Source organism: Mycobacterium paraense, from assembly GCF_002101815.1.
Taxonomy (GTDB): domain Bacteria; phylum Actinomycetota; class Actinomycetes; order Mycobacteriales; family Mycobacteriaceae; genus Mycobacterium; species Mycobacterium paraense.
Window position 1 is genome coordinate 81483 of sequence record NZ_LQPM01000007.1, and the last position, 26162, is coordinate 107644.

Below are 26162 nucleotides of genomic sequence, written 5' to 3' on the forward strand. Positions count from 1 at the left end.
GGCGCTAACCCCGGGCCTTGGCCCGCGCGCGGCTGCGGGCCCGTGAGGTGGCGTCCAGCTCGACCTTGCGCACCCGAACGACCTCGGGCGTCACCTCGACGCATTCGTCTTGCGCGCAGAACTCCATGGCCTGTTCCAGGTCGAGCTCGAGCGGCTTGGCCAGCGTCTCGATGACGTCCGCGGTCGACGACCGCATGTTGGTCAGCTTCTTCTCGCGGGTCACGTTGACGTCGAGATCCTCTGCGCGCGGGTTGATTCCGACGACCATGCCCTCGTAGGTGTCCTGCCCCGGCTCGACGAAGAACTGGCCCCGGTCGGCGAGCTGGATGAGCGCGAACGGCGTGATGGTGCCCGACCGGTCCGATACCAGCGAGCCGGTGTGGCGCGCCCGGATCTCCCCCGCCCACGGCCGGTAGCCGTCGAACACGGCGTTGGCGATGCCGGTGCCGCGCGTGATCGTGAGGAAGTCGGTGCGGAAGCCGATCAGGCCGCGGCTGGGCACGATGAAGTCCATCCGGACCCAGCCGGCCGCGTGGTTGGTCATCTCCTCCATGCGGCCCTTACGGCCGGCCATCAACTGAGTGATCGCGCCGACGAATTCCTCGGGGCAGTCGATGGTCATCGCCTCGAACGGTTCGTGCAGCTGACCGTCGATGGTCTTGGTGACCACCTGCGGCTTGCCCACCGTCAGTTCGAAGCCCTCCCGCCGCATCTGCTCGACCAGCACGGCCAGGGCGAGCTCGCCGCGGCCCTGCACCTCCCAGGCGTCGGGCCGGCCGATGTCGACGACCCGGATCGACACGTTGCCGACCAGCTCGGTGTCCAGCCGGTTGCGGACCATCCGGGCGGTCAGCTTGTGTCCCGATACCTTGCCGGCCAGCGGCGAGGTGTTGGTGCCGATGGTCACCGAGATCGCCGGCTCGTCAACGGTGATGCGCGGCAGCGCGTGGGCATGGTCGGGATCGGCCAGCGTGTCCCCGATCATGATCTCGGGCAGGCCGGCCACGGCCACGATGTCACCGGCGATCGCCTCGTCGGTGGGGCTGCGTTCGACGCCCTCGGTCGCGAGCAGCTCGGTGATCTTGGCGCTGGTGATGACCGGCACGCCGTCGACCTCGCGCATCCAGGCGACCTGCTGGCCCTTGCGCAGCTTGCCGTTGTAGATCCGGATCAGCGCGAGCCGCCCGAGGAACGCCGACGCGTCGAGGTTGGTCACCAGCGCCTGCAGCGGCGCCTCCGGGTCCCCCGACGGCGCCGGGATGTGCTCCATCAGCACGTCGAACAGCGGGTCGAGGTTGTCGCCCACGGGCACCTCGCCGTCGGCCGGCTGTTCGGTGCTCGCGATGCCCGCGCGGCCCGACGCGTACAGCGTCGGCAGGCCCAGCGCACGCTCGGCGGCGGCGGCCGCCTCGTCGTCGAGATCCGATGCGACGTCGAGCAATAGGTCGTGGCTGGCCTCCACCACGTCGGCGATGCGCGCGTCGGGCCGGTCGGTCTTGTTGACGACGAGGATCACCGGAAGGTGCGCGGCCAGCGCCTTGCGCAGCACGAACCGCGTCTGCGGCAGCGGCCCCTCGGACGCGTCGACCAGCAGCAGCACCCCGTCCACCATGGACAGCCCGCGCTCCACCTCGCCGCCGAAGTCGGCGTGCCCCGGGGTGTCGATGACGTTGATCACGGTGACCGTGCCGTCGTCGTTGTGCCGGTGCACGGCGGTGTTCTTGGCCAGGATGGTGATGCCCTTTTCCTTCTCCAGGTCACCGCTGTCCATGATGCGTTCCTGGGCGTCGTCGCCGCGGTGGTGCAGCGCCCCGGACTGCCGCAGCATCGCGTCGACCAGGGTGGTTTTCCCGTGGTCGACGTGGGCGACTATGGCGACGTTGCGGAATGGCACGTCGGTGATTCTGGCAGCGGGCGCCTCAGATAGCGAACTGGCCGCCCCCGTGGGCCGCTCGGTCAATGTGCGTCCAGGGCTGCCGCCTCCGGCGTGTCGTCAGCCTGGATAGACACTCAAAAGCCGTGGTCGCACACTCGGCCGCGTCACCAGCCGCGGCGGCGCGGCGCCGTCCCGACCAGCTCGTGGGTGTCGGCCACGTCACGGCTGCGGTAGACGATGTAGGGCCGGAAGAGATAGGCGATCGGGGCGCTGAACGCGTGCACCAGCCGGGTGAACGGCCACAGGGCGAACAGCGCCAGCGCGAGCGCCACGTGGAGCTGGTAGTAGAACGCCGCGTGCGCCATCAGGTCTCCGCGCGGGTCGAGCAGCCAGATCGACCGGAACCACACCGACACCTTCTGCCGGTAGTCGTGCAGCTCGCCGAAGTGGGTGGCGCCCGCCAGGGTGCAGCACAGCCCCGCCACCAGCGCGCACACGAGCACCAGATACATCAGCTTGTCGTTGCGGGTGGTCGCCAGGAACACCGCCCCGTGCGTACGCCGCCGGTAGATCAGCAGGCCGATGCCGATCAGCGTGGCGAAACCGGCGGGCACGCCGAGCAGCAGCGCCTGCAGGTGATAGATGTGATCGCTCATCCCGACCGCGCGGGTCCAGGACTCCGGGACGAACAGGCCCATGACGTGGCCCATGATCACGGCCAGGCTGCCGAAGTGGAAGAGCGGGCTGCCGATCGACAACAACTTCGACTCGTAGATCTGCGACGAGCGGGTGGTCCAGCCGAACTTGTCGTAGCGGTAGCGCCACCAGGTGCCGACGGCCGCGGCCGCCAGCACGACGTAAGGCACGTCGTCCCAAAAGATTTCGATCAGCTTCATGTGTACCAAGTCAGGCTCCCTTGGTGCGCTTCGGTGGGACGGTCAGGGTAAACGGTTGCAGCCCAACGGCTTCGGTGGGAGGTCCGGCCTGAGCCAACCGCTGCGCCCGGCGCGCCTCCTGGTCGGTGGCGGCGGGCAGCGTCTCGCAGACCGCGGCGATGGTGTGCTGGTAGGGCGACTTCGCGTCCGCCAGGGCTTCGCGCAACACGTCGATCGGGACGCGGTGCTCGATGAGCAGGCGCCGCCCGGCGTCGGGGTCGACGGTGGCGGCGAATTCGAGGACGACGGGCAGGTGGTCGGGCGCCTCGGCGCGGGGCGGTTCGACCCCCGCGTCGCGGTAGGCGGTGGCGAACGCCAACATCTCCCGGCCGCGGTTGCGGGTGTCCCCGGCGGTCCAGTAGGTCAGGTACATGGTGTTGCGCCGGCGCATGTCGAAGGTCTCGACGTAGCCCACCGCGGCGGCCATCGGTTCGAGGCCGCGCAGGGCCGCGACGGTGCGGCGCAGCAGCGCCGCCGCGAGCCCGTCGATGTGGTCCACCAGTTCGTCGACGGTGTCGAGCCGCTCGCCCAGGCGAGAGTCCGGGTAGGCCAGCAGCAGCGACGCCGCCTGCCACACCAGCCGGTCCTGCATCGTCCGGTTGGCCGAGCGCTCCCTGACGTGGGCCAGCAGCCTCATCGCTGCGCCGGCTCCGACTCGGGGAACAGGCCCGCCGGCGCGCCGTTGCCGTCCCAGTTGAGCAGGTTGACCCGGGAGCGACGATGACCGCGCTCCCCGTCCTCGCCGCGCTGGCGCTGTTTGAGCGCGTGGAAGGTCTCCACCGCCACCGGCACCGGGGCCCCGCTGCCCTCGCCGAACGGGCCGGATTCGTACATCCCCGGGCCGCCATCGCTCGACAAGGAGCAGCCCATCTCCTCCAGATCCCGCGCCTGCGCGCTGAAGGCGGTCGGAATGACGTACCGCTCTTCGTATTTGGCGATCGCCAGCAGCCGGTACATGTCGTAGATCTCTTCTTCGGTCATGCCGACGGCGTGCGGTATGTGCGGCTGGGTTTCCCGGCCGAGGTTGATGTCGCGCATGTAGGAGCGCATCGCGGCCAGCCGGCGCAACACGGCTTCGACGACGTGGGTGTCCCCGGCGGTGAACAGCTCGGCCAGGTATTGCATCGGGATGCGCAGCGCGTCCAGCGCGCCGAACAGGTTGCCCAGGTCCTCGCCGTCGTGCCCGTCGCGACTGACGGCGTCGACGACCGGCGACAGCGGCGGGATGTACCAGACCATCGGCATGGTCCGGTACTCGGGATGCAGCGGCAGCGCCACCCGGAACTTGTTGATCAGCGCGTACACCGGTGACCGCTGCGCGGCCTCGATCCACTCGTCGGTGATGCCCTCGGCCCGCGCGGCGGCGATGACCTCGGGATCGTTGGGATCCAACAGGATTCGGCGCTGCGCCGCGTAGAGGTCTTTGTCGTCCTCCACCGACGCGGCCTCCAGCACCCGGTCGGCGTCATAGAGCACCAGTCCCAGGTAGCGCAGCCGTCCCACGCACGTCTCCGAGCAGATCGTCGGCAGGCCGACCTCGATGCGCGGGTAGCACAGGGTGCACTTCTCGGCCTTGCCGGTCTTGTGGTTGAAATACACCTTCTTGTAAGGGCATCCGGACACGCACATCCGCCAGCCGCGGCAGCGGTCCTGGTCGACGAGCACGATGCCGTCCTCGCTGCGCTTGTACATCGCGCCCGAGGGGCAGGACGCTACACAGGACGGGTTGAGGCAATGCTCGCAGATGCGCGGCAGGTAGAACATGAAGGTCTCTTCGAGCTTGAGCCTGACCTCGTCGCTGACCTTCTGCAAAATCGGGTCGCCGGACAGGATTTCGGGCGACCCGGCCAGGTTGTCGTCCCAGTTCGGCCCCCACGAAACCTTCATCGGCTCCCCGGTGATCATGCTCCTCGGGGCGGCCGTGGGGAAGGTGTCACCGGCCGGGGCCGTCGTCAGGTTCTCGTAGTCGTAGGTCCACGGCTCGTAGTACTCGTCGATGGTGGGCAGCTTGGGGTTGGCGAAGATCCGCAGCAGCTTGCTGATGCGGCCGCCGTCGCGCAACCGCAGCCGTCCCTTCTTGTCCCGGATCCAGCCGCCGCGCCAGCGCTCCTGATCCTCGTAAGTGCGCGGATAGCCTTGCCCGGGGCGGGTTTCCACGTTGTTGAACCACACGTACTCGGTGCCGCCGCGGTTGGTCCACGCCTGCTTGCAGGTGACCGAGCAGGTGTGACAGCCGATGCACTTGTCGAGGTTCATCACCATCGCCAGTTGCGCCATTACCTTCACTAGTAGGTCACCTCCTGGCTGCGGCGCCGCACCACGGTCACCTCGTCTCGCTGGTTGCCGGTGGGGCCCAAATAGTTGAAGCCGAACGAGTGCTGGGCGTAGCCGCCGGCGAGGTGGCTGGGCTTGATGCGCACCCGGGTCAGCGCGTTGTGGTTGCCGCCGCGCTTGTTGTTGGTCTCGGTGCGCGGGGTGTCGACGGTGCGTTCCTGGACGTGGTAGACGTACACCACGCCGTCGGGCATCCGGTGGCTGACGATCGCCCGGCACACGTAGATGCCGTTGACGTTCACCGCCTCGACCCAATCGTTGTCGCGCACCCCGATTTTCGCCGCGTCGCCCGGGCTCATCCACATCGTCGGGCCGCCGCGCGACAGCGACAACATGTACAGGTTGTCCTGGTAGGTGGAGTGGAACGACCACTTCGAGTGCGGGGTCAGATAACGCACGGTGAGGCCGACGCCGTCGTCCGTGGGGCCCAGCTCCGGCTGGCCGAACAGGCGGGTCATGTCCAGCGGCGGGCGGAAGACGGGCAGGTGCTCGCCGAGCTCCTCCACCCAGTCGTGCGCCAGGTAGAAGTGCATCCGCCCGGTCAGCGTGTGGAACGGCTTGAGGTTCTCGATGTTGATCGTGAACGGCGCGTAGCGGCGCCCGCCGGTCTCGCTGCCCGACCATTCCGGGCTGGTGATCACCGGGACCGGGCGCGCCTGGGTGTCGGCATAGGTGATGCGGCGCTCCTCGCTGCCCTCGGCCAGGTGCGCCAGCCGCTGACCGGTGCGCTTCTCCAGCTCCCGGAACCCTTCGACGGCCAGCCGGCCGTTGGTCGTCCCCGAGAGCAGCAGCAGCACGTCGGCCATCCGGTTCGCCGTCGTGATCGCCGGGCGGCCCGCCGCCACACCGGACTTCATCACGCCGAACCGGGCCGCCAACTCCTCGACCTCCCGGAACGGATGCACCGTGACGCCCTTGGTGGTCACCCCGAACTGGTCCACCAGCGGGCCCAGAGTGAGCCACTTGTCGTAGATGGCGGTGTAATCGCGCTCCACCACGGTGACTTTGGCCATCGTGCGCCCCGGCACCGGAGTGCCGCCATCGTGCAGCCAGTCCCGCTCCGAACCGTCGGGATAGGCCATCGCGTCGGGGGTGTCGTGCTGCAGCGCGGTGAGCACCACGTCGCTGCGGGTGCCCAGATGGTCCTTGGCCATCGTGCTGAACGCGCGGGCGATGGCACCGAAAGCGTCGAAGTCCGAACGGGTTTCCCAGGGCGGGTCGGTGGCGGCGCTGAACGCGTGCACGTAGGGGTGCATGTCGGTGCTGGACAGGTCGGCCTTCTCGTACCAGGTCGCGGCCGGCAGCACCACGTCGGATACCAACGTCGTCGACGTCATCCGGAAGTCGATCGACATCATCAAATCGAGCTTGCCCTCGGGGATCTCACCCTCACACGTCACGTCGACCGGGCGCACCCCGTCCTCCGGCGGCTGCGCCTGCGCGTTGGAATCGGTCCCCAGCAGATGACGCAGGAAATACTCGCCGCCCTTGCCCGACGACCCGATCAGGTTGGCCCGCCACACGGTAAGCACCCGTGGCCAGTTGACGGGGTTGTCGGGATCGGTCACCGCGAGCTTGAGCGCGCGCCGGCCGAGCTGCTCGGCGACGTACTCGCCGGCGTCGGCACCGGAGGCGCGCGCCTCGTCGGCGACCTCCAGGCTGGACCGGTCGAACTGCGGATAGAACGGGCTCCAGCCCATCGCCACCGACGAAGCCAGCAGGTCGATCGTGTGCTTGCCCGCAAACCTGCCCCGACCCACCGGGCTGGCCAGCTTGTCGGCCCCGTACCCGTCGTAGCGCCATTGGTCGGTGTGCGCGTACCAGTACGACGCGCCCGGCACCTGCCGTGGCGGGCGCGACCAGTCGGTGGCCATCGCCATCGTCTGAAAACCGGTGAGCGGACGCACCTTTTCCTGTCCGACGTAGTGCGCCCACCCGCCGCCGTTGCGGCCCATCGACCCGGTCAGCATCAGCAGCGCCAGCACCGCGCGGTAGATCGCGTCGCTGTGGAACCAGTGGCAGATGCCGCCGCCCATGATGATCATCGAACGCCCGCCGGATTCCTCTGCGCTGCGGGCGAATTCCTTGGCCACCCGGATCGCCTGCCCCGCCGACACGCCGGTGATGGGCTCCTGCCAGGCCGGGGTGTTCTGGTGCGTCGGGTCGTCGTAGCCGGTGGGCCAGTCGCCGGGCAGCCCGGGCCGCGCCACCCCGTACTGGGCGAGCATCAGGTCGAACACGGTGCACACCAGGTGTTTACCGACGCGTCGCACCGGCACCCCGCGCGCCAGCGTGCCGCCCTCGCCGTTCACGGTGTCGAAGCTGGGCAGGTGGATCAGCGCGGTATCGCCGTCCCCCAGGACGCTGAGCGCCGGCGTCAGCTCGCCGAGGTCGAGGTTCCACTTGCCGACGCCGTCCTCGCCGTAGCGGAAACCCAGCGAACCCTGCGGCACCACAACGGAATTCGTGGCCTCGTCGAGCAGGGTCGGCTTGAGCGCGGCGTTCTCGACCGACTCGCCGATGTCGGCCGCCGTCAGGTTCTTACCGGGCACCAGCAGGTCGCCGCGTTGCTCCAGCTTGATCAGGAACGGCAGGTCGGTGTAGCGGCGCGCGAAGTCGGTGAAGAACGGAACCTGCTTTTGCACATAGCATTCCGACAGGATCACGTGACCCATCGCCATGGCCAGCGCCCCGTCGGTCCCGGCGGCGCACGGCATCCACTCGTCGGCGAACTTGGTGTTGTCGGCGTAGTCGGGGCTGACGGTCACCACCTTGGTGCCGCGATAGCGGGCCTCGGCCATCCAATGCGCGTCGGGGGTACGGGTGATCGGGACGTTGGAACCCCACATCATCAAATACGCGGCGTCCCACCAGTCCCCGGACTCCGGCACGTCGGTCTGGTCGCCGAACACCTGCGGGGACGCCACCGGCAGATCGGCATACCAGTCGTAGAACGACGTCATGGCGCCGCCGATCAGCTCGTAGAAGCGCGAGCCGGCGGTGTAGGACACCATCGACATCGCCGGGATCGGCGAGAAGCCGGCGACCCGGTCGGGGCCGTAGGTCTTGATCGTGTGCACGTGGGCGGCGGCGATCAGCTCGGTCGCCTCGGCCCAACTGATCCGCACCAGCCCACCCTTGCCGCGCGCCCGCTGATAGCGACGTCGGCGCTCCGGGTCGGCCTGAATGTCGGCCCAGGCCAGCACCGGGTCGCCCAGCCGAGCCTTGGCCTCCCGAAACATCTCGACCAGCACGCCGCGGGCGTACGGGTAACGCACCCGGGTGGGCGAGTAGCTGTACCAGGAGAACGATGCACCGCGCGGGCAGCCGCGCGGCTCGTACTCCGGCCGGTCGGGACCCACCGACGGGTAGTCGGTCTGCTGGGTTTCCCAGGTGATGATCCCGTCCTTGACGTAGATCTTCCACGAGCACGACCCCGTGCAGTTCACCCCGTGCGTCGAGCGCACCACCTTGTCGTGGCTCCAGCGGTCGCGGTAGAAGACGTCGCCTTCGCGGCCACCCCGCCTGGTGACGGTGCGCAAATCGGAGGAGAACTCGCCCGGGGTGAAAAAACGCCCACTGCGTTCCAGTAGCTCCTCGAGCGGTCCACCAACGTGAGGTGTGACAGTCAAGAAAAAGCCTCCTGCTAAATCCACGTGGAACTTCGCCGTTGGGTTCGGGTGTCCGAACCCCGCACGCGCGCGTCAGCGAAAACCTGAGCCGCCGTCATGCGGCGTTCTTCCGATACGACGACGCGGGGCCCGGCACGGCGGCCAGGGCCACACCATGCGAACTGGCCTCGGGATCACTTCCGGCATGCACATCGACGTTACGGATTTTTGGGGCTCGTACCTTCCGATTTCACGCGTGTCTGCTGCGATAGCGCTGAAGGTTGCCTGCACGCAGCCTGTGGACTTGTTATGAGCCTGCTCACAGCGCTCGGGCCAGGTCCTCCAACCAGCCCCGATCCGCGGGCACCCAGTCCACGTCGTCGAGTTCGGCCGCCGTCACCCACCGCAGCGCCTGGTGGTCGCGCGGATGGGGCTCGCCACCCAGCAGCCGAACCCGGTACGCGCGCAGCGTCGTCGTCTCGTTCAGCGCGATGTCGGCGCCCAGGCGGTCACCCACCTCGACGTCGCCGCGACGCAGGCCCAACTCCTCGGCCAGCTCGCGGGCCAGCGCGTCGGACTCGGTTTCGCCGGGCGCGACCTTGCCGCCGGGCAGTTCCCAGCGGCCGGCCAGCTCCGGCGGCCGAACGCGCTGCGCGACCAACACCGTGGGGCCGGAGATGACCGCGGCGGCGACGACGATCTGGGACGGCATGGCCAGTGACGGTATACCGTCGCCGCCGCGTACCGGTGTGGCGGTCATTATTCGCAATAAAAATTGCGCATTATCGGATGACGTCGGGCTCTGTACATTCAGGCCGGAAAAACTAAAATTGAATGTCATGAAAAATCGAATGGGCAGGGCTATGGCCGCAGCGTGCGGTGGTGCCGCGGTGTTTGCCGTGGCGCTCGGTGGCGTCGCCGGTACTGCGCGCACCAACGCGGACCCGTCGCCGGACCCCTCGCCGACCGTGGCCCCGACGCCGTCATCGCCGGACGACGCCTGCTGCCCGGCCCAACCCCAATCGAGCCGCTGGGACTGCAAAATCGGCCTGAACTGTGGGCCAATTCGCCCGCAGCGCACCTGGCCTCCGCCCGCGCCGCCACCTCCACCTCCGCCTCCGTAGGCTGCCCACGCAGTCGTAATCCCGGCCGAGCGAACGGGTGCGGCAACCCGGCTCGGCAGGGTCGGCTCGCGCGCGTAGAACCGAGTTTCCGGGACACGTTTCACGAATGAGGGAGGGGGTAATTTCTCGGTCGCGGAAATTTACAGCCCCGAGTCAGAAAAACGGTTCTGGAAATAAGGAGGTTTTCAGTTATGGCCGTGTTAACGGATGAGCAGGTGGACGCCGCGCTGTCCGGACTCAACGGATGGGAGCGTTCCGGCGGGGCTCTGCGCCGGTCGGTCAAGTTCCCGGCGTTTCTCGACGGCATCGACGCGGTGCGCCGGGTGGCCGAGCACGCCGAGAGCAAGGACCATCATCCGGACATCGATATCCGTTGGCGGACAGTGACTTTCGCCCTGGTCACGCATTCGCAGGGCGGCATCACGCAGAACGACCTCGACATGGCGCGCGACATCGACGGGATCCTCGGGGACTAATCCGCCGATCCCGCGTCCCGTCGGCCGGTGGCCGCGACCCAGATCAGCGTCGCCACCGCCGCCACGATGTAGGCCAGTCCCGCCCAGGCCAGGTACCACGGCCGGCTGATCTGCCAGATGCTCGGTTGCGCGAAGCTCAGCAGCCAGGGCACGCCGATGGTCGTGAGCGCCAGCCAGCCCCACCCCACCGCGCGGGCGCCCGGGCGCTCGCGCGGCGGCCCGTGAATCGCCCAGACCATCAGCGGCACCAGCCAAACCCAGTGGTGAGACCACGAGATCGGCGAGAGCAGCAGCCCGAACAACTCGACCACGAGCAACTTGCCCAGCCGATCGGACCCGTCGAGCGCCCGCCAGGCCAGCAAGGCGAGCACGGCGGTGCCGGCGATGGCGCCCAAGACCAGCGGACCGAAGCCGGCGTCATGGCCGAGGATCCGGGAGATGCCGCCGCGCCAGGATTGATTGAACGACGTGCCGATCGGCCCGACCCGGCGCGCGTCGCCCAGCAGCTTGGTGAAGTAGTAGCCGGTCTGATCCCCGACGACCAGAGCCGACACGCCGATGGTCGCCAGGAACACCGCCGCCGAGAACGCCGCGGCGCCCCAGCGCCGAACGCCGACCAGATAGACGCCGGAGATCGCCGGCGTCAGCTTGATCCCGGCCGCCACGCCGACCAGCAGCCCCGATAGCCACCACCGCGAGGTGGCGACCGCCCACAGGACCGCCAGCATGAGCAGCACGTTGACCTGCCCGTAGTCGAAAGTGCTGCGCAGCGGCTCGATCCAGAGGGTGACCGCCGTCCACAACATCGCGACGCGCCGCCCGGCGTCGGCGGGGACACCCATGATGCGCTGGCTGGCGCGGACGGCGCCGTACAACGCGGCCATCGTCGCGACCTGCCACAGGAAAGCGACCGGGCCGAAGGGCAACAGGTGCAGCGGGTAGAAGACGACCGCCGCGAACGGCGGATACGTGAACGGCAGCGGGAAGTCGGGCGTCTGGTCGGCGTACACGTAGCTGTACAGCGTGCCGGGATGGTCGATCGCGGCGGCGCCGCCGAGGTAGACGTGCAGGTCGACGAAGTTCGCGCCGTTGGGCGCCAGGTAGGTCCAGGCCAGCCGCGCCACGACGCTCACGGCCAGCAGCGCCGGCGCGGCCGCCTGCAGCGGACCCGCCAGCCGCCGGTTGAGGGGAACCGCCGGGGCGGCGGTCGAGGTGGTGTCTATTCGCCCGACTTTAGCGATCGCCGCACCCGCCCGGTCACCGCCGCCACTCGTATCGGTAACGATCGAATAAATGCCACACGTGTCACTTGAGTCACACCAGTATCAAAGTAACTTCGGCCGCGGACCCGTCGTCGAACACCAGGGAGAGTCATGCCAACCATCTGGACCTATTTGCGAGCGACCGCCGTCGTTGTCGGTTCGTCCGCCGCCCTACTGACGGGCGGTATCGCCCACGCCGACCCCGTGCCGGCCCCGCCCGTGCCGAACATTCCGCAGCAGCTGATCAGTTCGGCGGCCAACGCGCCCCAAATCCTGCAGAACCTCGCGACCGCGCTCGGCGCGACGCCCCCGGCGGCCCCGGCCGCTCCCGGCGTCACCTTCCCCGGGCTGCCCTCGGCGACCTCGCCTGTGTCGCCCTCGGCTCCGTCGGCAACCTCGGCGATTCCGGGGCTCGGCGCGATCCCGGGCCTGACGCAGCAGGCTCCGGCGGCTCCGGCCGCCCCGGCGGCTCCGGCCGCTCCGTCCATTCCGGGCCTGCCCGCCATCCCCGGGCTGTCGGCACCGGCGGCGCCCGCAACGCCTCCGGCCCCTCAGCTCCCGCAGGCGAAGGTCGACATGCCGGCGCTGCCGTCCGGCCTGCCGGTCAACGTGCCCGCGCAGCTGACGCTTCCGCAGGATCTGACGGCGCTCGCCACCGGACAGGCTCCGGCCGCCCCGGCGGCTCCGGCGGCTCCGGCCGCCCCGGCGGCACCGGCGGCACCGGCGGCGACACTGCCGTCGCTCACCAACCCGATGGCGCCGCTGCTCTCGGCCATTCCCTGAGCGATCCGTTAAACGGCAAACCCACAACCTAGACCGGAGGGCATCGTGGTAAGCACTCGGAATCTGTCCAAAGGGTTGGCCGCTGTCGTCACGGCGTCGGCTGCCGCGCTCGGGTTCTGCCCGGGCGCGGCGGCCGACCCGGCGGCGCCGCTGCCGACACCGCAGGCGAACTCCACCCAGCAACTACCGGGCCTCCCGGCGCTTTCGGAGCTGAGCCCGATCATCCAGCAGGCGGCCAGCAACCCCGGGCAGGCGACCCAGCTGCTCATGGCCGCCGCGCAAGCTTTCACCCACAGTCCGACCGCGCCGACCGAATCGAAAAACGTTGCGGCGTCGGTGGATCACTTTGTGCAGGAGCCGGGCTCGCCGGTTCCCGGTGCACCGGCGCCCGCGCCCGGCGTCGCCACCCCGCCCGACACCGCGCCGGTGCAACACGTGCCGCCGCTGGGCATCGAGCCCGGATTGCAGTCGCACCTGCCGCCGGGCATCGATCCGGCCCACGCCGCCGGTCCTGGCCCCGCCGCCGCACCGGCGCCGACGCCCGCGGCGGCCGCGCCCGCACCGGCCGCCGCTCCCGCGCCCGGACCCGCCGAGCCCGTCGCGGCCGCTCCCCCGGCTCCCGCGCCGGCCGCCGCGCCTGCCCCGGCTCCGGCACCGGCTCCCGCGCCGGGTGCCGCGCCCGCCGCGTCGCCCGATTTCGGCCCGGATGCCCCGCCCACCCAGGACTTCATGTATCCCTCGATCGGCACGAATTGCCTTGCGGACGGCAGTAGTTCGATCGCGACCGCCCTGTCGGTGGCGGGGCCTGCCAAGATCCCGACGCCGGGACCCGGGCCCGGCCAGACCGCCTATGTGTTCACCGCGGTCGGCACGCCGGGGCCCGCCGAGGTGCAGAAGCTGCCGTTGAACGTCACCTGGGTGAACCTGACGACCGGCAAGTCCGGAACGGTCACCCTCAAGCCGCGCACCGACATCAACGGGGACGGCCCGACGACGCTGACGGCGATCGTCGACACCGGCTCGGGCAGCATCATGTCGACGATCTTCGGGCAGGTCACCACCAAGGAAAAGCAGTGCCAGTTCATGCCCACCATCGGCTCGACGGTGGTGCCCTGAGCGACCGACCCGATTCAGGGTGTCCAGTCGGGCGTGCGGCCGAGGTGGCTGAGAATGCGGTCGAGGTCGGTTGCGCCGGCGGGCGCGGTCACGGCCGGCCCGAACGGCGCGCCGTCGGTGGTGCGGTAGTCGCCATCCGGAACGACGAACGCCAGCGGTAGCACCGCAGCCAGAACGTCGTCCGGGAGCGCGAATTCGGCGCCGATGCTGCGGGCGACATCCCAGCCGTGCACGACGTAATCGACGAAGTGGAAGCCGATCGCGACGGCACCGGGGAAGGTTGCCCCGGGGCCGAAGTCGGGCAACGAGAACGTCGCGTCGAGCACCCCGTCCGCGGCGAATGCGTCGAGCACTTCGGCGGCGGCCGCGGCGTAGCTGCCGGCGGGGTCGGCCGCCACCGCATCGGCCACGCGGTCCGCCGCCCAGATGGCCGGGCCGTCCCCGTCGCCACGCGCCGCCGCGGCGAACCCGTGGTGTTGCGCGGTCATGTGGGAGAGCAGGTCGAGCAGGTTCCAGCCCGCGCAGGGCGTCGGCCGGTGCAGATCGTCGCGGGTGACCGCCGCGACGACGTCGACGGACGCCTGCACGGCGGTCCGGTGGAAGGAGCGGACGTCGGGAATAGTATGCATGCGCATACGATATGCATCAGCATATTATCTGTCAACGGCTACGCTTCCACCATGGCACCGACCGCACGGCGTCCCGATCTCGCCGCGATGATGGGGCCACTCGTTCGGGAACTGATCGCCGCCGAGATTCCCGTGCTGGAAGCGCACGGATTGTCGATGTGGGGCTATGTGGTGCTGAATGCGCTCGATCGTTCGCCGGTGCGCAGTCAGGCGGCGCTGGCGGAGGCGATCGGCGCCGACAAGACCCGCATCATCCCCACGCTCGACGAGCTGCAGAACCGGGGTTATATCGAGCGCCGCCCCGACCCCGAGGACCGCCGGGTGCGGTTGCTTGCGCTCACCGAGGCGGGCCGGGCCGCGAAAGACGGTGCGCAGCAAGACATTCAGCGCGGCGAGGAGCGCTGGCTCGGAAAGCTGTCGGCCGACGATCGTCGGGCGTTCCTGCGCGTCCTGCGTCAGCTGTCGGACGCGCGAGGCGGCTGACTAGTACGCCATGAACAGGATGGCGTCGCGGTCGTACTCGAGGCCGGGATGGACGCTGGCGAGGTGAGCCTGGGTCAGCTCGACCAGTTCGTCCTCGTCCTTGCCGACGATGGCTTCGCCACACGGACACGTAATGTGCGTCTTCACGTTGCCGCCTTTCCCTTCGCTGCTGCCTTCATCTGCTTCTTGTACGACCGCACCTTCCCCAGGGACTGCTCGTCGACGATGTCGGCAACCGACAGGTGCGTTCCGGCTTTGCCGAAGTCTCCGGCCGCCTCGCGCCAACCCGTCGGCGTCACGCCGTACTGCTTGCCGAGCAGCGCCAGGAAGATCTTCGCCTTCTGCTCGCCGAAACCCGGCAGCCCCTTGAGCCGCCGCAGCAGCTCTTGCCCGTCGGGCTTGCCGGCCGTCCACAACCCCGCGGCGTTGCCGTCGTAGCGGTCCACGATGATCTGTGCCAGGGCCTGGATGCGCTTGGCCATCGATCCCGGGAAACGGTGCACCGCAGGCCTTTCCGAGCACAGCGCGGCGAACTTATCCGGGTCATACTCGGCGATCTTGCCCGCGTCCAGGCCACCCATCCGGTCCGCGATCTTCTTCGGGCCGGCAAACGCCGTCTCGAACGGCACCTGTTGGTCAAGGAGCATCCCGACCAGCAACGCGAACGGATCGTCTTCCAGCAGCGCGTCGGCCTCGGCCTCCTGCGCCAGGCAGAGCTTCGACATACGCCGACTTTAGCGCCCGGGCTATCGTGGCGTGGTGGTGGATGAGGCCAGATTGGAACTGATGCTGGCTCGCGACGAGCTGCATCAGCTCGTCACCGCCTATTGCCGGGCCGTCGACCGCGCGGATTACGACACGCTCCGGAGCCTGTACCACCCCGACGCGACCGACGCGCACGGCTCGTTCTCGACCGGCGGTGTCGACGAGTTCATCGCGCAGCTGCGGGCCGCCGAACCGTATGTGCGTGTGTCCCAACACAACATCACCACGACGAACTTCGTGGTCGACGGCGACACGGCCCGCGGTGAGGTCTACTGCCTGGTGTTTCACACCTTTGCCGGCCCCGAACACGAGTCAGACGTCATCATCGGCGGCCGGTACCTCGACTCGTACACCAAACACGAGGGCCGCTGGAAGTTCAGTCAGCGCACCATCGTCGCGGACTGGGCATACCAGAACGACCCATCCCGACTGGACTTCGGGCACCCCAGCACCCGCGGCAGCCTGCGCGGCCAGCCGGGCCAGGCCGACCCGTCGATCGGCCTGTTTGCGCCGCCCTCAGGCTGAGAGTGGGATTCTTTCCCGGTGAGCACCGACGACGCATCGGCGGAAACCACCCGCTATCTGCTCTTCGCCCAGCCGGACGAATTCAGCTATAAGCAGCGCGCGCTGGAAGACGACGCGGTCAAGACATTCGCCCAGCAGCCGCCGCTGGCGATCGACGTGGGTGGGGGCACGATCTCGATCGTCGACCCGGGCGGCAACGCGGTGATCAGCTCCGCCCCGATCCACGCGGTCACCGCGACACCGGGCACTTACGCGCCCATGGACCAGTCCTCCGAATCGACAAGCCGGCGCTACACGCAACCGCTGCTCCTCCTCGACGCCCCCGGTGGGCTGGACGTGAGGATCGGCATTCTGCCGATGCGCGTCACGACGTGGACCGGTCACCAATTCCGGTACGCCTGGCGGCGCAAGGCGCAGCCCCTCGATCTGGACGCCGCGTATCGCCACGAACGGGTCGAACGCCGACCCCTCTACGTGGTCACGGACGCCGAATGGCACAGCCTCGTCGAGACATTCGGCTTGGGGAACCTCGCGGTCGACGAGTACGCCTCGGGCGCGCTGGACAGCGAGGCGAAATTCATGAAGGTGATCGGGATCGGGTTCGCCGCCTTGATAATCGTTGCCACGACGGTGTTTTTCGTGTGGTTCATCTGGGCGATCGCCACGGGGAACATCCACCACCACCATCACTGACGGCCCGCGTCCGTTACCCCGAATCACCCGCTCTTGCGGCGGAATTCGCGGCGGTTCTCCACCGGACCGTGAGCCCGCGACTGCTTGTCGCCGGCGTCCTTGTGATCGGACGCGCCCGCCGACTTGGCCTTCTTGCGATCGAGGGCCTCGCGGAACTTGCGCTTCGTATCGTCCCCTTGCTGGGCTTTCGATTCGGCCATACCGGCAGCCTAGCCTGCATGGCCCGGCCTGGCTCGTGGTTTTTACCGCTTGCCGGGCGGCATGCCGTACACGTGCGAGATCCGCAGCGTCATCAGCACCCGACGGTCGGTGACCATCGCCTGCCGGTAGTCGTCCCAGTCCGGATGCTCACCGGCGATGTTGCGATACAAGGCAATCAGCGCCTCGACGGTGTCATCGTCGGGGGCGGCCGCCGGGGGGGTCAATTCCGCGGTGCCCTCGGCGACCGCATACGACCATCCGTCGTCGGCGTCGACCAGGATCGAGGCCCGCGGGTCGCGGCGCAGGTTGCGGGTCTTGGCCCGTGGCTCCGTGATGGACACCCGCACCACCATCTCCCGCGGGTCGAAGTGATAGCTCACGTTCGACAGCTGGGGCCGTCCGTCGCGCTTGATGGTGGCCAGCACCCCGAGGGAGTTCCCACTGATCACGGCCAACAGCTTGTCGTCGAAGACTTGGCGTCCCATGGGAGAAAGCCTACGTCGTGGTGAAATCGGGGCATGACCAAATATGCGGCGTTCCTGCGCGGCGTCAACGTCGGCGGCGTCAACCTCAAGATGGCCGAGGTCGCGACCGCGCTGACGGAGGCCGGGTTTGCCAATGTCCGCACGATCCTGGCCAGCGGCAACGTGCTGCTTGACTCGTCGGCCGGGACGGCTGGGGTTACTCAGGTGCGCAAGAAGGCCGAGGCGACGCTGCGCGAGAGGTTCGGCTACGACGCGTGGGTACTGGTGTACGACCTGCAGGCGGTGCGTGCGGTCGTCGACGCCTACCCCTTCGAGCGCGAGGTCGACGGGTATCAGTCCTACGTCACCTTCGTCGCCGATCCCGCCGTGCTGGACGAGCTCGCGGCCCTGGGTGCGGGCCCCGACGAGAAGATCGCGCGCGGTGACGGCGTCGTCTATTGGCAGGTCCCCAAGGGCGGCACGCTGGACAGCACGATCGGCAAGACGATGGGCAAGGCGCGCTACAAATCCTCGACGACCACCCGCAACCTGCGCACCCTGGACAAGGTGTCGCGCTAACACGCGGCGCGCCAAGCGCGCTCAGTCGTCGGGCACGTTGGTCAGATAGCGCATCGCGTCGGACTTGGTCAGGCCCAACGCCTTGGCCACGTCGACGTACTCCTTGGCGGCGGCGGCCATCGCCGCGTCGGTCGGGTCGAAGCGGGAGATGAAAGTGCCGAAGCGCCCGCGCGTTTCGACGATCGCCGCGGACTCGAGCTCGCGATAGGCGCGGGCCACCGTGTTTGCCGCGACGCCCAACTGCCCCGCCAGGTCGCGCACCGTCGGGAGGCGGGAACCGGGCGGCAGCGCGCCGGCCCGAACCCCGTCGATGACCTGGGTTCTGAGCTGGTCGAACAGCGGTTTGCCCGCCTTGACATCGACCTTCAGCCAATCCCGCAGCTCCACGTCTTCAGTATGTCCCAAGCACGACTATCTTTGTGGGATGCGAGTAACTGTGCTCAGCGGCGCGGGGATCTCCGCGGAAAGCGGAGTGCCGACATTCCGTGACGACAAGAACGGACTGTGGGCCCGCTTCGATCCCTACGAGCTGTCCAGCACGCAAGGCTGGCACAAGAACCCCGAACGGGTCTGGGGCTGGTACCTGTGGCGCCACTACCTGGTCGCCGACGTCGAACCCAACGCCGGGCACCGCGCGATCGCGGCCTGGCAAGACCACGCCGAGGTCACCGTCGTCACCCAGAACGTCGACGACCTGCACGAGCGCGCGGGCAGCACCGCGGTGCACCATCTGCACGGCAGCCTCTTCGAATTCCGTTGCGACCGTTGCGATATGGACTACACCGGGCCACTACCCAAGATGGCCGAACCCGAGCTGGAGGTCGAACCCCCGGTGTGCCACTGCGGCGGCCTGATCCGGCCCGACATCGTGTGGTTCGGTGAGGCGCTGCCCGACGAGCCGTGGCAGCGCGCGGTCGAGGCGACGCAGTCCGCCGACGTGATGGTCGTGGTGGGCACCTCGGCGATCGTCTACCCGGCGGCCGGCCTGCCGGACCTGGCGCTGTCCCGCGGCACCGTCGTCGTCGAGGTCAACCCCGAGCCGACGCCACTGACTTCCAGCGCCACGATCAGCATCCGCGAGGGCGCCAGCCAGGCGCTGCCCGACCTGCTGCAGCGGTTGCCGGCCCTGCTGAAGTAGCTCGGCGCAGCGAGCCTGCGCACAGATCGCAGTTTGCCCACACTTTTGCGCGCTGAGCGCAATCTCGACGTGCCTGTGGCCAAGTAACCGACCAGGGTGCGCTCATGACGAGCGGCCAACCCTTTCGTGGCAGCGAGGCGGTGAAGGCCGGGTCGCTGAAGAAGCACCAGCTGCGGGCCCAGTTCCGCGCGGTATTCCCCGACATTTATGTCCAGCGCGATCAGCAACTGACGTTTCGGGACCGTGTCGCGGCGGCATGGCTGTGGTCGCATCGGCAAGGGATACTCGCCGGGTTGACGGCGGCAGCGTGGCATGGCTCTAAGTGGGTGGACGACGACCTGCCGATCGAGTTGGTGTGGTCGAACGTGCGGCCTCCGCAAGGCCTGCGCACCTACGCTTTCGCGCTTCGCGCGGAGGAGGTCATGGTGCTCGCGGGCGTTCCGGTCACGACGCCGGAGCGCACGGCCTTCGACATCGCTCGGCGCAAGCCGCTGGGTCTGGCGATCGCGCATTTGGACGCCCTCCTGCGAGCGACCGGTACCAAGGCAAACGAGGTGCTCCACATCGCGGACCACCATCGCCGCGCACGGGGGCTGAGGCAGCTCGAAAGAGCGCTCGCGCTAGTCGATCCCGGTGCGCAGTCTCCGAAGGAGACGTGGCTCCGACTGCTGCTGATCAACGAAGGGCTGCCGCGGCCGACCACCCAAATCCCGGTGCTGATCGCGGGCGGGGCGCCGGTGTACTACCTCGACATGGGATGGGAAAACCCCATGGTCGCCGTCGAGTACGACGGCGAGCACCATCGCCTCGATCGCATCCAGTACAACAAAGACATTCGTCGTAGTGAGGATCTGGAGCGGCTCGGCTGGATCGTCATCCGGGTGACCGCGGCAGATCGTCCAGCCGGCATCATCGCGCGGGTTCGCGAGGCGTTGGCTTTCCGCGAGGGCATCGAGCCTGCGCGCAGATCGCGCTTTGGCCGCCACGACACGCGCTGAGCGCAGTCTCGGCGCAGCAAAAACGTTACGGCCGGCGCGCCCGGCCCAGCGCCAATTCCGACACCGGCAGCGGCGCCCACACCGGCAACGTCCACTCCCGCCGCGACGTGTCCATCTGGAACCCGGCGTCGATGATGGCGCGCTCGGTGTAGCGGTGGGTGTGGCAGTTGCCGAACAGCCTCGGCCACAACGTCGCGTCGGCGAAGCGCTGCACGCGTCCCCGCCCGCCGGCGCTGGCCACATGCTCGAGGAAACGCAGCTCCCCGCCCGGTCGCAGCAGCGAATAGATCCGCCGCAGCACGCCGGCCGGGTCGCGCACCGAGCACAAGACCAGCGAGCACACCACGACGTCAAACGGCTCGTCGTCGCTGAACGCCTCCGCCGTCTGGCCGATGACCTCGACCGGCACGGGCGCCACGGCGGCCGCGGCGCGGGCGTGGGCGGCCAGCCGCGGCTCCGGCTCGACGGCGATCACCTTCTCGACCGACGACGGGTAGTTGGCGAAGTTCGTCCCGGCGCCGGCCCCGATTTCGAGCACGCGGCCCGACAGGCCGGCCACGTTCTCGCGGCGCAGGGCCCGGACCGCCGGCGCCTCGTGGGCGGCGACGACGGGCCAAACGCGCGCGAAGAACGGATGGTCGAGCGTGGACTCCACTACCTGCGTCATTTCCGAGCGCCCTCCTGCGGCGGATGCGTCGCGACCCATGCCGCCAACATCTGAGGTGTGGCGTCCCGACCGCAGTACCCCATCACCAGTTGCCCGCAGAATACCGACGACAGCACGCGGTCCGCGAACGCCTCCGCATCGCCGAACGGTAAGTGCGGCTTGGCGATCAGCATGGCCGCCACCCCGTGCAGCGCGCTCCAGAGCTCCAGGGCGACCGTGGTGGGGTCTCCTCCTTGACGGTACGTACCGTCATCCATCAGCCGTTGCACGGTGGCGCGGATGTGCTTGAACGCCGAGCCGTTCAGCGTCGTATCGACGCTGCTTCCGGAGCGCCACTCGCCCATCGTGGCGATCCGGTACAGCGCCGGGGTCCCGACCGCGAACCGGATATAGGCCAGCCCCTGGGCGCGCAGCACCTCGACCTGCGAGGCGTGCGCGCCGGCCAGCCGCCGCATCTCGGGGTCCAGCTTTTCGAAGTAGCGCGCGCACACCGCGTCCAGCAGGGCGTCCTTGTCGGCGAAATGCAGATAGATCGACGGCGGGGTGATGCCGACGCGTTGAGCCACCGAACGAATCGACACCGACCGGGCGTGTCCGGTTTCCAACAGCAATTCGGTGGCCGCCGACAGAATCTCGTCGCGAAGCCGCTCGCCGGAACCACGTGGAGCCCTGGACCGACGCAGGCCCTCGACCGACACGTCAACCAATGTTGGTCACCGACTCCCTCACCGGTCGCCCGTTGTGCTGCACGGCTTCCGCGGCCGGCTCGGCATGCACGGTGATCTCCGAGGGCGCCTCGCTGATGCCGAACCGCTCGTGCAGCCACACCAAAGGCTTTGGCGCCCACCAGTTCCAGCGGCCCATCACGTGCATGAACGCGGGGACCAGGACCATCCGCACCAGGGTCGCGTCCGCGAACACGGCCAGCGTCAGCCCCAGGCCGAACATCCGCATGAACGAGACGTGGGCGGCGATCAGCGCGGCGAACGACATCGACATCACCAGCGCCGCGGCGGTGATCACGCGTCCGGTGCGTGCGACGCCGTGCGCCACCGCCTCGTCGTTGGCGGCGTGCGCCTCTTTCGCGGTCGGGTTCTCGGGTCGGTACTCCAGCCAGTACTCCCGGATGCGGGAGATCAGGAACACCTCGTAGTCCATCGACAGCCCGAAGGCGATGCAGAACAGCAACACCGGCATGTTGGCCACCAGCGTCCCGCTCGGGGTCGTCCACAGCGCGCCGAGATGGCCGTCCTGGAAAATCCACACCAGCGCGCCGAACGCCGCGCTCAACGACAGCACGTTGCACATCAGCGCCTTCAGCGGCAGCACCACGCTGCCGGTGAGCAGGAACAGCAGGACGAACGTCACGGCCGCCATCAGGCCCAGCACCAGCGGCAGGCGATCGGTCACCGCGTCGACGCTGTCGCGGTTGACCTGCGCGACGCCGCCCATTTCCACGGATCGGCCGTCCGGGCCGGACACTTCGTGCAGCCGCCTGAGCTGTGTGTCATTGGCCTGCGTGAACAGCGGCGCGTTGCTGTTCACGGTCAAAAAGGCGCTGCCGTCGGCCAGCCCGGTGGCCGCGGCCGGTGGCCCCACCTTGTTTCCGCCGACGAAGGTGCCGCCCGGCGCCGACACGCCCGAGACGTCGGGGACCCGCGACAGGTTGGCCGCGTAGGTGTCCAGGGCCGCCGGGCTCAATCCGCGGACGTCGGGGACGACGACGGGAACGGCGGTCGCGGAGTCGTGCGCGAAACCGTTGCGCAGTTCGTCGCCGACCTGATGCGAAGACGCCGAACGCGGCAGCACCCGGTCATCCGGAAAACCCCACTTCACCGAGAAGAACGGCACCCCGAGCAGCAGCAACAGCGCCATGACGGCCAGGCCGATCGGCGCCCAGCGGCGCATCACGAACTTGCTGGACCTGTACCAGAACCACTCCTCGACCGGCCTGTGCAACGGATCCGGTCGGCGCAGGGCGTGCCGGATCAGGCGGCGCACGTCGAACGAGTCCAGCCGGGAACCCAACAACACGATCGCGGCCGGTGTCACCACGATGGACGCGACGGCGACGAACGCGACGGTAGCCACGCCGGCGTAGGCGAACGACTTCAGGAAGTACATCGGGAATGCCACCGTCGCCAACATCGACAACGCCACGGTGACAGCGGAGAACAGCACGGTGCGGCCCGAGGTGGCCATGGTCCGGATCAGCGCGTCGTGGGGGTCGCTGCCCTCGGCCAGCTCGTCGCGGTAGCGGCTGACGATGAGCAGTGTGTAGTCGATAGCCAGCGCCAGGCCCAAGGCGGTGCTCAGGTTCAGCGCGAAGATCGACACCTCGGTGGTGAAGGTGATGAGCCGCAACACCGTCATCGAGCCGACGACGGCCAGGGCCCCGAGGGCCATCGGCAGCGCCGCCGCGAGCAGCCCACCGAACACCCAGATCAGCACCAGGAAGCTCAGCGGCAGCGCGATCATCTCCATGACCACCAGGTCGTCCTGGTTCTGCTTGTTGATCTGGGCGTACTGCATCGCCGGGCCGCCGGCGCGGACCGTGACGCCGTCGCGGTCGTGGACGAATTGGTCCGCCAGGGTCTGCGCGTTGTTCTGCGCGAAGTTTTCGCCGCCCTTGAGGTTGATCACGATCAGCCCCGACTTGCCGTCCTTGCTGACCAGGTCTGCGGCGGCCTGCGGCGGCGCCGTCCAGGCCGACGTCACGTTGTACACCAGCGGCGACCCCTGCACGTCGCGGGCGAGGTCGGTGCCCACCTTGCGGGCCTGCTCGCTGTTGGCGCCCCCGGGCGCCGTCACCATGATCAGCATCTGCTGGCCGCTTTGGCCGAACTTGTTGGTCAGCACGTCGATGGCGTGGGCCGATTCGGAGTTCGGGTCTTGGAAGCCGCCGGGAGACAGGCTCTTGGCGACGGGGATGCCGAAGACGGCCGCGCCGATAAACACCAGGACCGCGATCGCGATGATTCTTCGTGGCGCCGCTATGGCCAGTCGAGCGATCGCTTGCAGCATATTCCCCGGTCCTCCCGCCGCCGTGCCGGCCACGCTGGACCGCCCCTATCCGCGGTAACTTATCAGCGATAACTGACAGGTGTAAAACAACCTTACCCATTAGTACGGTTCGGCGCGGCCGGATGGTTCAAACCCGGGCGGCGCTAAGAGCCCGGCAAGAAAAATTGCCCGCGTCTAAGCCGCTCAGGGGCCGGAGACCCGTCCTTACCCGCCGGAAACCTACCCGCCGGTAAATTGCCATCATTTTCCGAATCGTGACTCAAGGAATCCTTAGAGGCGGCCCATACGCTCAGTGTCATGTGGATCGACGACTCAAGCGCAGACGTCATCAAGGCTGACTTCGACGCCCTCTACCACGGCGACATGCTGGTGGAAGGCGAGACCTCCGAGCAGCTCGAAGACTGGCACCCGCTGCAGACGGCGAGCTGACCGTCATGAGCGTATTAGCGCGGCTCCTCATGGCCGAACCCGCCGTCAGTCGATGGTTCCGTCGATAGCCACTGGTCTTGCTTACGAACGAAAGCCCCCCGCTCACCGCGGGGGGCTTTCGTTTGCGGAACTAGCGGGGCGCCATGCGGATGGCGCCGTCGAGCCGGATGACCTCGCCGTTGAGCATCGGGTTCTCGACGATGTGCACGGCCAGGGCGCCGTACTCGTCGGGGTCACCGAGCCGGGCCGGGTGCGGAACCTGCTTGCCCAGCGACTTCTGCGCCTCCTCGGGCAGCGAGCCCAGCAGCGGGGTCTTGAACAGCCCCGGCGCGATCGTCACCACGCGGATGAGTTCGCGCGACAGGTCGCGCGCGATCGGTAGCGTCATGCCGACGACGCCGCCCTTGGACGCCGAGTAGGCCGCCTGGCCGATCTGGCCCTCGAACGCGGCGACCGACGCGGTGTTGATGATGACGCCGCGCTCCTCACCGATCGGTTCCGTCTTGGCGATGCGCTCGGCGGCCAGCCGCAGCACGTTGAACGTGCCAATCAGGTTGACCCCGATCACCTTCTTGAACCCGTCCAGCGGGAACGGGCCGTCCTTGGACAGCGTCTTGATGGCGTTGCCGATGCCGGCGCAGTTGACGTTGATGCGCAGCGTCCCCATCGACTCCGCGGTGTCCAGGGCCTTGGCGACGCCGGCCTCGTCGGTGACGTCGGCCTCGACGAAACGCGCGCGATCGCCCAGCTCGCGGACCGCTTCCTCACCGCGCAGGTCGATCACCACCACCTGGGCACCCCGGTCGAGCAGTCGCTTCGTGGTGGCGAGGCCCAGGCCCGACGCTCCTCCGGTGACGACGGCTACGGCGTCCTTGATTTCCATGCGAGTCCTTCCCTCTCGTCCAGCCAACCAGTTGGTTGGGGACTATACCCAGTCCGCAAGCACCGCTTCGACATCGGCCGCCGGGGCCGCGGGGCGGGGCGTGTCCGGCGCGGTGCGGGAGAACCGCGGCGCCGGCAACGGCTGCAGGGCCCCGTTCACCTCGTAGAAGGTGTTGCGCTCGGTGATGTGCGGCTCGGTCTGCACCTCGCCGAAGGCCAGCACCGGCGTCACGCAGGCGTCGGAGTCGGCGAACACCTTCGCCCAGTGGTCGCGGTCGTGGGCGGCGAACTTCTCGGTCAGCACCGCCCTAAGCTCGGGCCACCGGGTCACGTCGTTCTGCGCCGGCAGGTCGGCGCCGTCCAGACCCAGCCCGGCCAGCATGGCCGCATAGAACTGGGGCTCGATGGCGCCGACGGCGACGTAGCGGCCGTCGGCGCACTCGTAGGTGTCGTAGTACGGCGCGCCGCCGTCGAGCATGTTGGTGCCGCGCACGTCGGTCCACATCCCCGAGGCGCGCATCTGCCACATCATCTGGATCAGCACGCTGGACCCGTCGACCATCGCGGCGTCGATGACCTGACCCTTACCGGAGCTCTGCCGCTCCCACAGCGCGGACAGGATGCCGACCAGTAGGAACATCGAGCCGCCGCCGAAGTCGCCGACCAGGTTCAGCGGCGGCACCGGCCGCTCGTTCACCCGGCCGATCGAATGCAGGATGCCGTTCAGCGAGATGTAGTTGATGTCGTGGCCCGCCTGCTGGCTACGCGGGCCGGTCTGGCCCCAGCCGGTCATCCGGGCGTAGACCAGCCGGTCGTTGACCCTCGCGCACTCCTCGGGGCCCAGGCCGAGCCGCTCGGTGACGCCGGGGCGATAACCCTCGATCAACACGTCGGCCTTCGCGACGAGCTTGAGCACCAGGTCGCGGCCCTCGTCGGACTTGAGGTCGGCCGTCACGATGCGGCGGTTGCGGCTCATGGCGTCCTTGACGACACCGCCGGAAGTCGCCGACGGCCGGTCGATCCGCACCACGTCGGCGCCCAGGTCGCCCAGGATCATGGCGGCATGTGGGCCCGGCCCGATGCCGGCCAGCTCGACTACGCGCAGCCCTTGTAGCGGTCCCGCCATGATGTTGCCCCTTCGTCCGCTTTGACGTCGTTGGCATCTTCT

At 68.7% G+C, this 26162-nt stretch carries 28 protein-coding genes; 10 read left to right on the forward strand and 18 right to left on the reverse strand.

All coding sequences use genetic code 11. From position 1 onward, the window contains the following. Positions 1-4 precede the first annotated feature (4 nt). The 6 genes from typA to AWB89_RS05385 all read right to left on the reverse strand — a co-directional run bounded on the left by typA (position 5) and on the right by AWB89_RS05385 (position 9468). Positions 5-1894 carry a translational GTPase TypA gene (gene typA, locus AWB89_RS05360; protein WP_085099749.1) on the reverse strand — a complete coding sequence of 630 codons (1890 nt, stop codon included), beginning with the start codon at positions 1892-1894 and terminating at the stop codon, positions 5-7. A gap of 146 nt (positions 1895-2040) precedes the next feature. Continuing rightward, positions 2041-2772, reverse strand: coding sequence for a respiratory nitrate reductase subunit gamma (gene narI, locus AWB89_RS05365; protein ID WP_085099746.1), 732 nt, complete (start codon positions 2770-2772; stop codon positions 2041-2043). Between the two features lie 10 nt (positions 2773-2782). Then, on the reverse strand, positions 2783-3448 hold the full coding sequence (narJ, locus tag AWB89_RS05370; protein WP_085172113.1) for a nitrate reductase molybdenum cofactor assembly chaperone: 666 nt from the start codon (positions 3446-3448) through the stop codon (positions 2783-2785). Next, a complete protein-coding gene (gene narH, locus AWB89_RS05375) occupies positions 3445-5097 on the reverse strand; it encodes a nitrate reductase subunit beta (protein WP_085172114.1) in 1653 nt (550 codons plus the stop codon). The genes narJ and narH overlap by 4 nt, the downstream gene beginning before the upstream one ends. Next, positions 5097-8777, reverse strand: coding sequence for a nitrate reductase subunit alpha (locus AWB89_RS05380; RefSeq protein WP_085172115.1), 3681 nt, complete (start codon positions 8775-8777; stop codon positions 5097-5099). The genes narH and AWB89_RS05380 overlap by 1 nt, the downstream gene beginning before the upstream one ends. A gap of 298 nt (positions 8778-9075) precedes the next feature. After that, complete coding sequence (locus AWB89_RS05385; RefSeq protein WP_085099734.1) at positions 9076-9468, reverse strand: (deoxy)nucleoside triphosphate pyrophosphohydrolase; 393 nt, start codon at positions 9466-9468, stop codon at positions 9076-9078. Between the two features lie 603 nt (positions 9469-10071). Between AWB89_RS05385 and AWB89_RS05390 the strand changes: the two genes are divergently transcribed. Next, positions 10072-10356, forward strand: a complete 285-nt coding sequence (locus tag AWB89_RS05390) for a 4a-hydroxytetrahydrobiopterin dehydratase (protein ID WP_085172116.1) — start codon at positions 10072-10074, stop codon at positions 10354-10356. Here the strand turns inward: AWB89_RS05390 and AWB89_RS05395 are convergent. Next, complete coding sequence (locus AWB89_RS05395) at positions 10353-11642, reverse strand: mannosyltransferase (RefSeq protein ID WP_085172117.1); 1290 nt, start codon at positions 11640-11642, stop codon at positions 10353-10355. The two genes, AWB89_RS05390 and AWB89_RS05395, sit on opposite strands and share 4 nt — an antisense overlap. Before the next feature lie 87 nt (positions 11643-11729). On the opposite strand from AWB89_RS05395, the gene AWB89_RS05400 reads away from it, so the two are divergent. Together AWB89_RS05400 and AWB89_RS05405 are read left to right on the forward strand one after the other, a co-directional pair. Beyond that, a complete protein-coding gene (locus AWB89_RS05400) occupies positions 11730-12401 on the forward strand; it encodes a hypothetical protein (protein ID WP_085172118.1) in 672 nt (223 codons plus the stop codon). A 45-nt stretch (positions 12402-12446) separates the two neighbouring features. Further along, entirely contained in the window at positions 12447-13517 is a 1071-nt protein-coding gene (locus AWB89_RS05405) for an Rv1157c family protein (protein WP_085172119.1), read from the forward strand. A gap of 14 nt (positions 13518-13531) precedes the next feature. Here the strand turns inward: AWB89_RS05405 and AWB89_RS05410 are convergent, their stop codons facing one another. After that, on the reverse strand, positions 13532-14146 hold the full coding sequence (locus AWB89_RS05410) for a TIGR03086 family metal-binding protein (RefSeq protein WP_174627809.1): 615 nt from the start codon (positions 14144-14146) through the stop codon (positions 13532-13534). 51 nt (positions 14147-14197) lie between these two features. On the opposite strand from AWB89_RS05410, the gene AWB89_RS05415 reads away from it, so the two are divergent. After that, positions 14198-14629 (forward strand): MarR family winged helix-turn-helix transcriptional regulator, encoded by a 432-nt coding sequence (locus AWB89_RS05415; protein ID WP_085172121.1) that lies wholly within the window; start codon positions 14198-14200, stop codon positions 14627-14629. Here the strand turns inward: AWB89_RS05415 and AWB89_RS05420 are convergent, their stop codons facing one another. Both AWB89_RS05420 and AWB89_RS05425 read right to left on the reverse strand, forming a co-directional pair. Continuing rightward, entirely contained in the window at positions 14630-14776 is a 147-nt protein-coding gene (locus tag AWB89_RS05420) for a hypothetical protein (RefSeq protein WP_003875447.1), read from the reverse strand. Further along, entirely contained in the window at positions 14773-15354 is a 582-nt protein-coding gene (locus AWB89_RS05425; RefSeq protein ID WP_085172122.1) for an HhH-GPD-type base excision DNA repair protein, read from the reverse strand. The genes AWB89_RS05420 and AWB89_RS05425 overlap by 4 nt, the downstream gene beginning before the upstream one ends. Before the next feature lie 31 nt (positions 15355-15385). Here AWB89_RS05425 and AWB89_RS05430 point away from each other — a divergent pair, with 31 nt between their 5' ends. Beyond that, positions 15386-15919 (forward strand): nuclear transport factor 2 family protein, encoded by a 534-nt coding sequence (locus tag AWB89_RS05430; protein WP_085172123.1) that lies wholly within the window; start codon positions 15386-15388, stop codon positions 15917-15919. A gap of 18 nt (positions 15920-15937) precedes the next feature. Beyond that, positions 15938-16612 carry a hypothetical protein gene (locus AWB89_RS05435; protein WP_085099708.1) on the forward strand — a complete coding sequence of 225 codons (675 nt, stop codon included), beginning with the start codon at positions 15938-15940 and terminating at the stop codon, positions 16610-16612. 23 nt (positions 16613-16635) lie between these two features. Here AWB89_RS05435 and AWB89_RS27245 read toward each other — a convergent pair whose 3' ends face one another. Both AWB89_RS27245 and AWB89_RS05440 read right to left on the reverse strand, forming a co-directional pair. Beyond that, entirely contained in the window at positions 16636-16812 is a 177-nt protein-coding gene (locus AWB89_RS27245; RefSeq protein WP_158089805.1) for a DUF5302 domain-containing protein, read from the reverse strand. A gap of 42 nt (positions 16813-16854) precedes the next feature. Continuing rightward, positions 16855-17298: a PPOX class F420-dependent oxidoreductase gene (locus AWB89_RS05440; protein ID WP_085099705.1), complete on the reverse strand. Its 444-nt coding sequence runs from the start codon at positions 17296-17298 to the stop codon at positions 16855-16857. Between the two features lie 33 nt (positions 17299-17331). On the opposite strand from AWB89_RS05440, the gene AWB89_RS05445 reads away from it, so the two are divergent. Further along, a complete protein-coding gene (locus tag AWB89_RS05445) occupies positions 17332-17856 on the forward strand; it encodes a DUF1697 domain-containing protein (protein WP_085099702.1) in 525 nt (174 codons plus the stop codon). A 21-nt stretch (positions 17857-17877) separates the two neighbouring features. Here AWB89_RS05445 and AWB89_RS05450 read toward each other — a convergent pair whose 3' ends face one another. Further along, positions 17878-18243 carry an Rv1152 family transcriptional regulator gene (locus AWB89_RS05450; protein WP_066914931.1) on the reverse strand — a complete coding sequence of 122 codons (366 nt, stop codon included), beginning with the start codon at positions 18241-18243 and terminating at the stop codon, positions 17878-17880. Positions 18244-18280: 37 nt separating this feature from the next. Here AWB89_RS05450 and AWB89_RS05455 point away from each other — a divergent pair, with 37 nt between their 5' ends. Both AWB89_RS05455 and AWB89_RS05460 read left to right on the forward strand, forming a co-directional pair. Then, complete coding sequence (locus AWB89_RS05455) at positions 18281-18994, forward strand: NAD-dependent deacylase (protein ID WP_085099700.1); 714 nt, start codon at positions 18281-18283, stop codon at positions 18992-18994. Positions 18995-19098: 104 nt separating this feature from the next. After that, entirely contained in the window at positions 19099-19992 is an 894-nt protein-coding gene (locus AWB89_RS05460) for a hypothetical protein (protein WP_085172124.1), read from the forward strand. Positions 19993-20017: 25 nt separating this feature from the next. Here AWB89_RS05460 and AWB89_RS05465 read toward each other — a convergent pair whose 3' ends face one another. The 3 genes from AWB89_RS05465 to AWB89_RS05475 are packed head-to-tail and all read right to left on the reverse strand — an operon-like array spanning position 20018 to position 23683. After that, positions 20018-20659 (reverse strand): class I SAM-dependent methyltransferase, encoded by a 642-nt coding sequence (locus AWB89_RS05465; protein WP_085172125.1) that lies wholly within the window; start codon positions 20657-20659, stop codon positions 20018-20020. Beyond that, positions 20656-21357, reverse strand: a complete 702-nt coding sequence (locus AWB89_RS05470) for a TetR/AcrR family transcriptional regulator (protein ID WP_085172126.1) — start codon at positions 21355-21357, stop codon at positions 20656-20658. The genes AWB89_RS05465 and AWB89_RS05470 overlap by 4 nt, the downstream gene beginning before the upstream one ends. Position 21358: 1 nt before the next feature. Continuing rightward, positions 21359-23683 carry an MMPL family transporter gene (locus AWB89_RS05475; RefSeq protein WP_085099689.1) on the reverse strand — a complete coding sequence of 775 codons (2325 nt, stop codon included), beginning with the start codon at positions 23681-23683 and terminating at the stop codon, positions 21359-21361. A 297-nt stretch (positions 23684-23980) separates the two neighbouring features. Here AWB89_RS05475 and AWB89_RS28250 point away from each other — a divergent pair, with 297 nt between their 5' ends. Next, entirely contained in the window at positions 23981-24112 is a 132-nt protein-coding gene (locus AWB89_RS28250; protein ID WP_255361745.1) for a hypothetical protein, read from the forward strand. A 130-nt stretch (positions 24113-24242) separates the two neighbouring features. Here the strand turns inward: AWB89_RS28250 and AWB89_RS05480 are convergent, their stop codons facing one another. Then, complete coding sequence (locus tag AWB89_RS05480) at positions 24243-24995, reverse strand: 3-hydroxyacyl-CoA dehydrogenase (protein ID WP_085099686.1); 753 nt, start codon at positions 24993-24995, stop codon at positions 24243-24245. Positions 24996-25037: 42 nt separating this feature from the next. Further along, complete coding sequence (locus tag AWB89_RS05485) at positions 25038-26120, reverse strand: CaiB/BaiF CoA transferase family protein (RefSeq protein WP_085172127.1); 1083 nt, start codon at positions 26118-26120, stop codon at positions 25038-25040. Positions 26121-26162: the final 42 nt, after the last annotated feature.

Bases quoted from the DNA above. Each gene is read 5' to 3' on its own strand.
- narI (WP_085099746.1), bottom strand. From the start codon at position 2,772: ATGAAGCTGATCGAAATCTTTTGGGACGACGTGCCTTACGTCGTGCTG.
- AWB89_RS05480 (WP_085099686.1), bottom strand. From the start codon at position 24,995: ATGGAAATCAAGGACGCCGTAGCCGTCGTCACCGGAGGAGCGTCGGGC.
- AWB89_RS05440 (WP_085099705.1), bottom strand. From the start codon at position 17,298: ATGGGACGCCAAGTCTTCGACGACAAGCTGTTGGCCGTGATCAGTGGG.
- AWB89_RS05445 (WP_085099702.1), top strand. From the start codon at position 17,332: ATGACCAAATATGCGGCGTTCCTGCGCGGCGTCAACGTCGGCGGCGTC.
- AWB89_RS05390 (WP_085172116.1), top strand. From the start codon at position 10,072: ATGGCCGTGTTAACGGATGAGCAGGTGGACGCCGCGCTGTCCGGACTC.
- AWB89_RS05455 (WP_085099700.1), top strand. From the start codon at position 18,281: ATGCGAGTAACTGTGCTCAGCGGCGCGGGGATCTCCGCGGAAAGCGGA.
- AWB89_RS05400 (WP_085172118.1), top strand. From the start codon at position 11,730: ATGCCAACCATCTGGACCTATTTGCGAGCGACCGCCGTCGTTGTCGGT.
- AWB89_RS05460 (WP_085172124.1), top strand. From the start codon at position 19,099: ATGACGAGCGGCCAACCCTTTCGTGGCAGCGAGGCGGTGAAGGCCGGG.
- AWB89_RS27245 (WP_158089805.1), bottom strand. From the start codon at position 16,812: ATGGCCGAATCGAAAGCCCAGCAAGGGGACGATACGAAGCGCAAGTTC.
- AWB89_RS05425 (WP_085172122.1), bottom strand. From the start codon at position 15,354: ATGTCGAAGCTCTGCCTGGCGCAGGAGGCCGAGGCCGACGCGCTGCTG.
- narJ (WP_085172113.1), bottom strand. From the start codon at position 3,448: ATGAGGCTGCTGGCCCACGTCAGGGAGCGCTCGGCCAACCGGACGATG.
- AWB89_RS05410 (WP_174627809.1), bottom strand. From the start codon at position 14,146: ATGCATACTATTCCCGACGTCCGCTCCTTCCACCGGACCGCCGTGCAG.
- AWB89_RS28250 (WP_255361745.1), top strand. From the start codon at position 23,981: ATGTGGATCGACGACTCAAGCGCAGACGTCATCAAGGCTGACTTCGAC.
- AWB89_RS05475 (WP_085099689.1), bottom strand. From the start codon at position 23,683: ATGCTGCAAGCGATCGCTCGACTGGCCATAGCGGCGCCACGAAGAATC.
- AWB89_RS05485 (WP_085172127.1), bottom strand. From the start codon at position 26,120: ATGGCGGGACCGCTACAAGGGCTGCGCGTAGTCGAGCTGGCCGGCATC.
- AWB89_RS05385 (WP_085099734.1), bottom strand. From the start codon at position 9,468: ATGCCGTCCCAGATCGTCGTCGCCGCCGCGGTCATCTCCGGCCCCACG.
- AWB89_RS05415 (WP_085172121.1), top strand. From the start codon at position 14,198: ATGGCACCGACCGCACGGCGTCCCGATCTCGCCGCGATGATGGGGCCA.
- AWB89_RS05465 (WP_085172125.1), bottom strand. From the start codon at position 20,659: ATGACGCAGGTAGTGGAGTCCACGCTCGACCATCCGTTCTTCGCGCGC.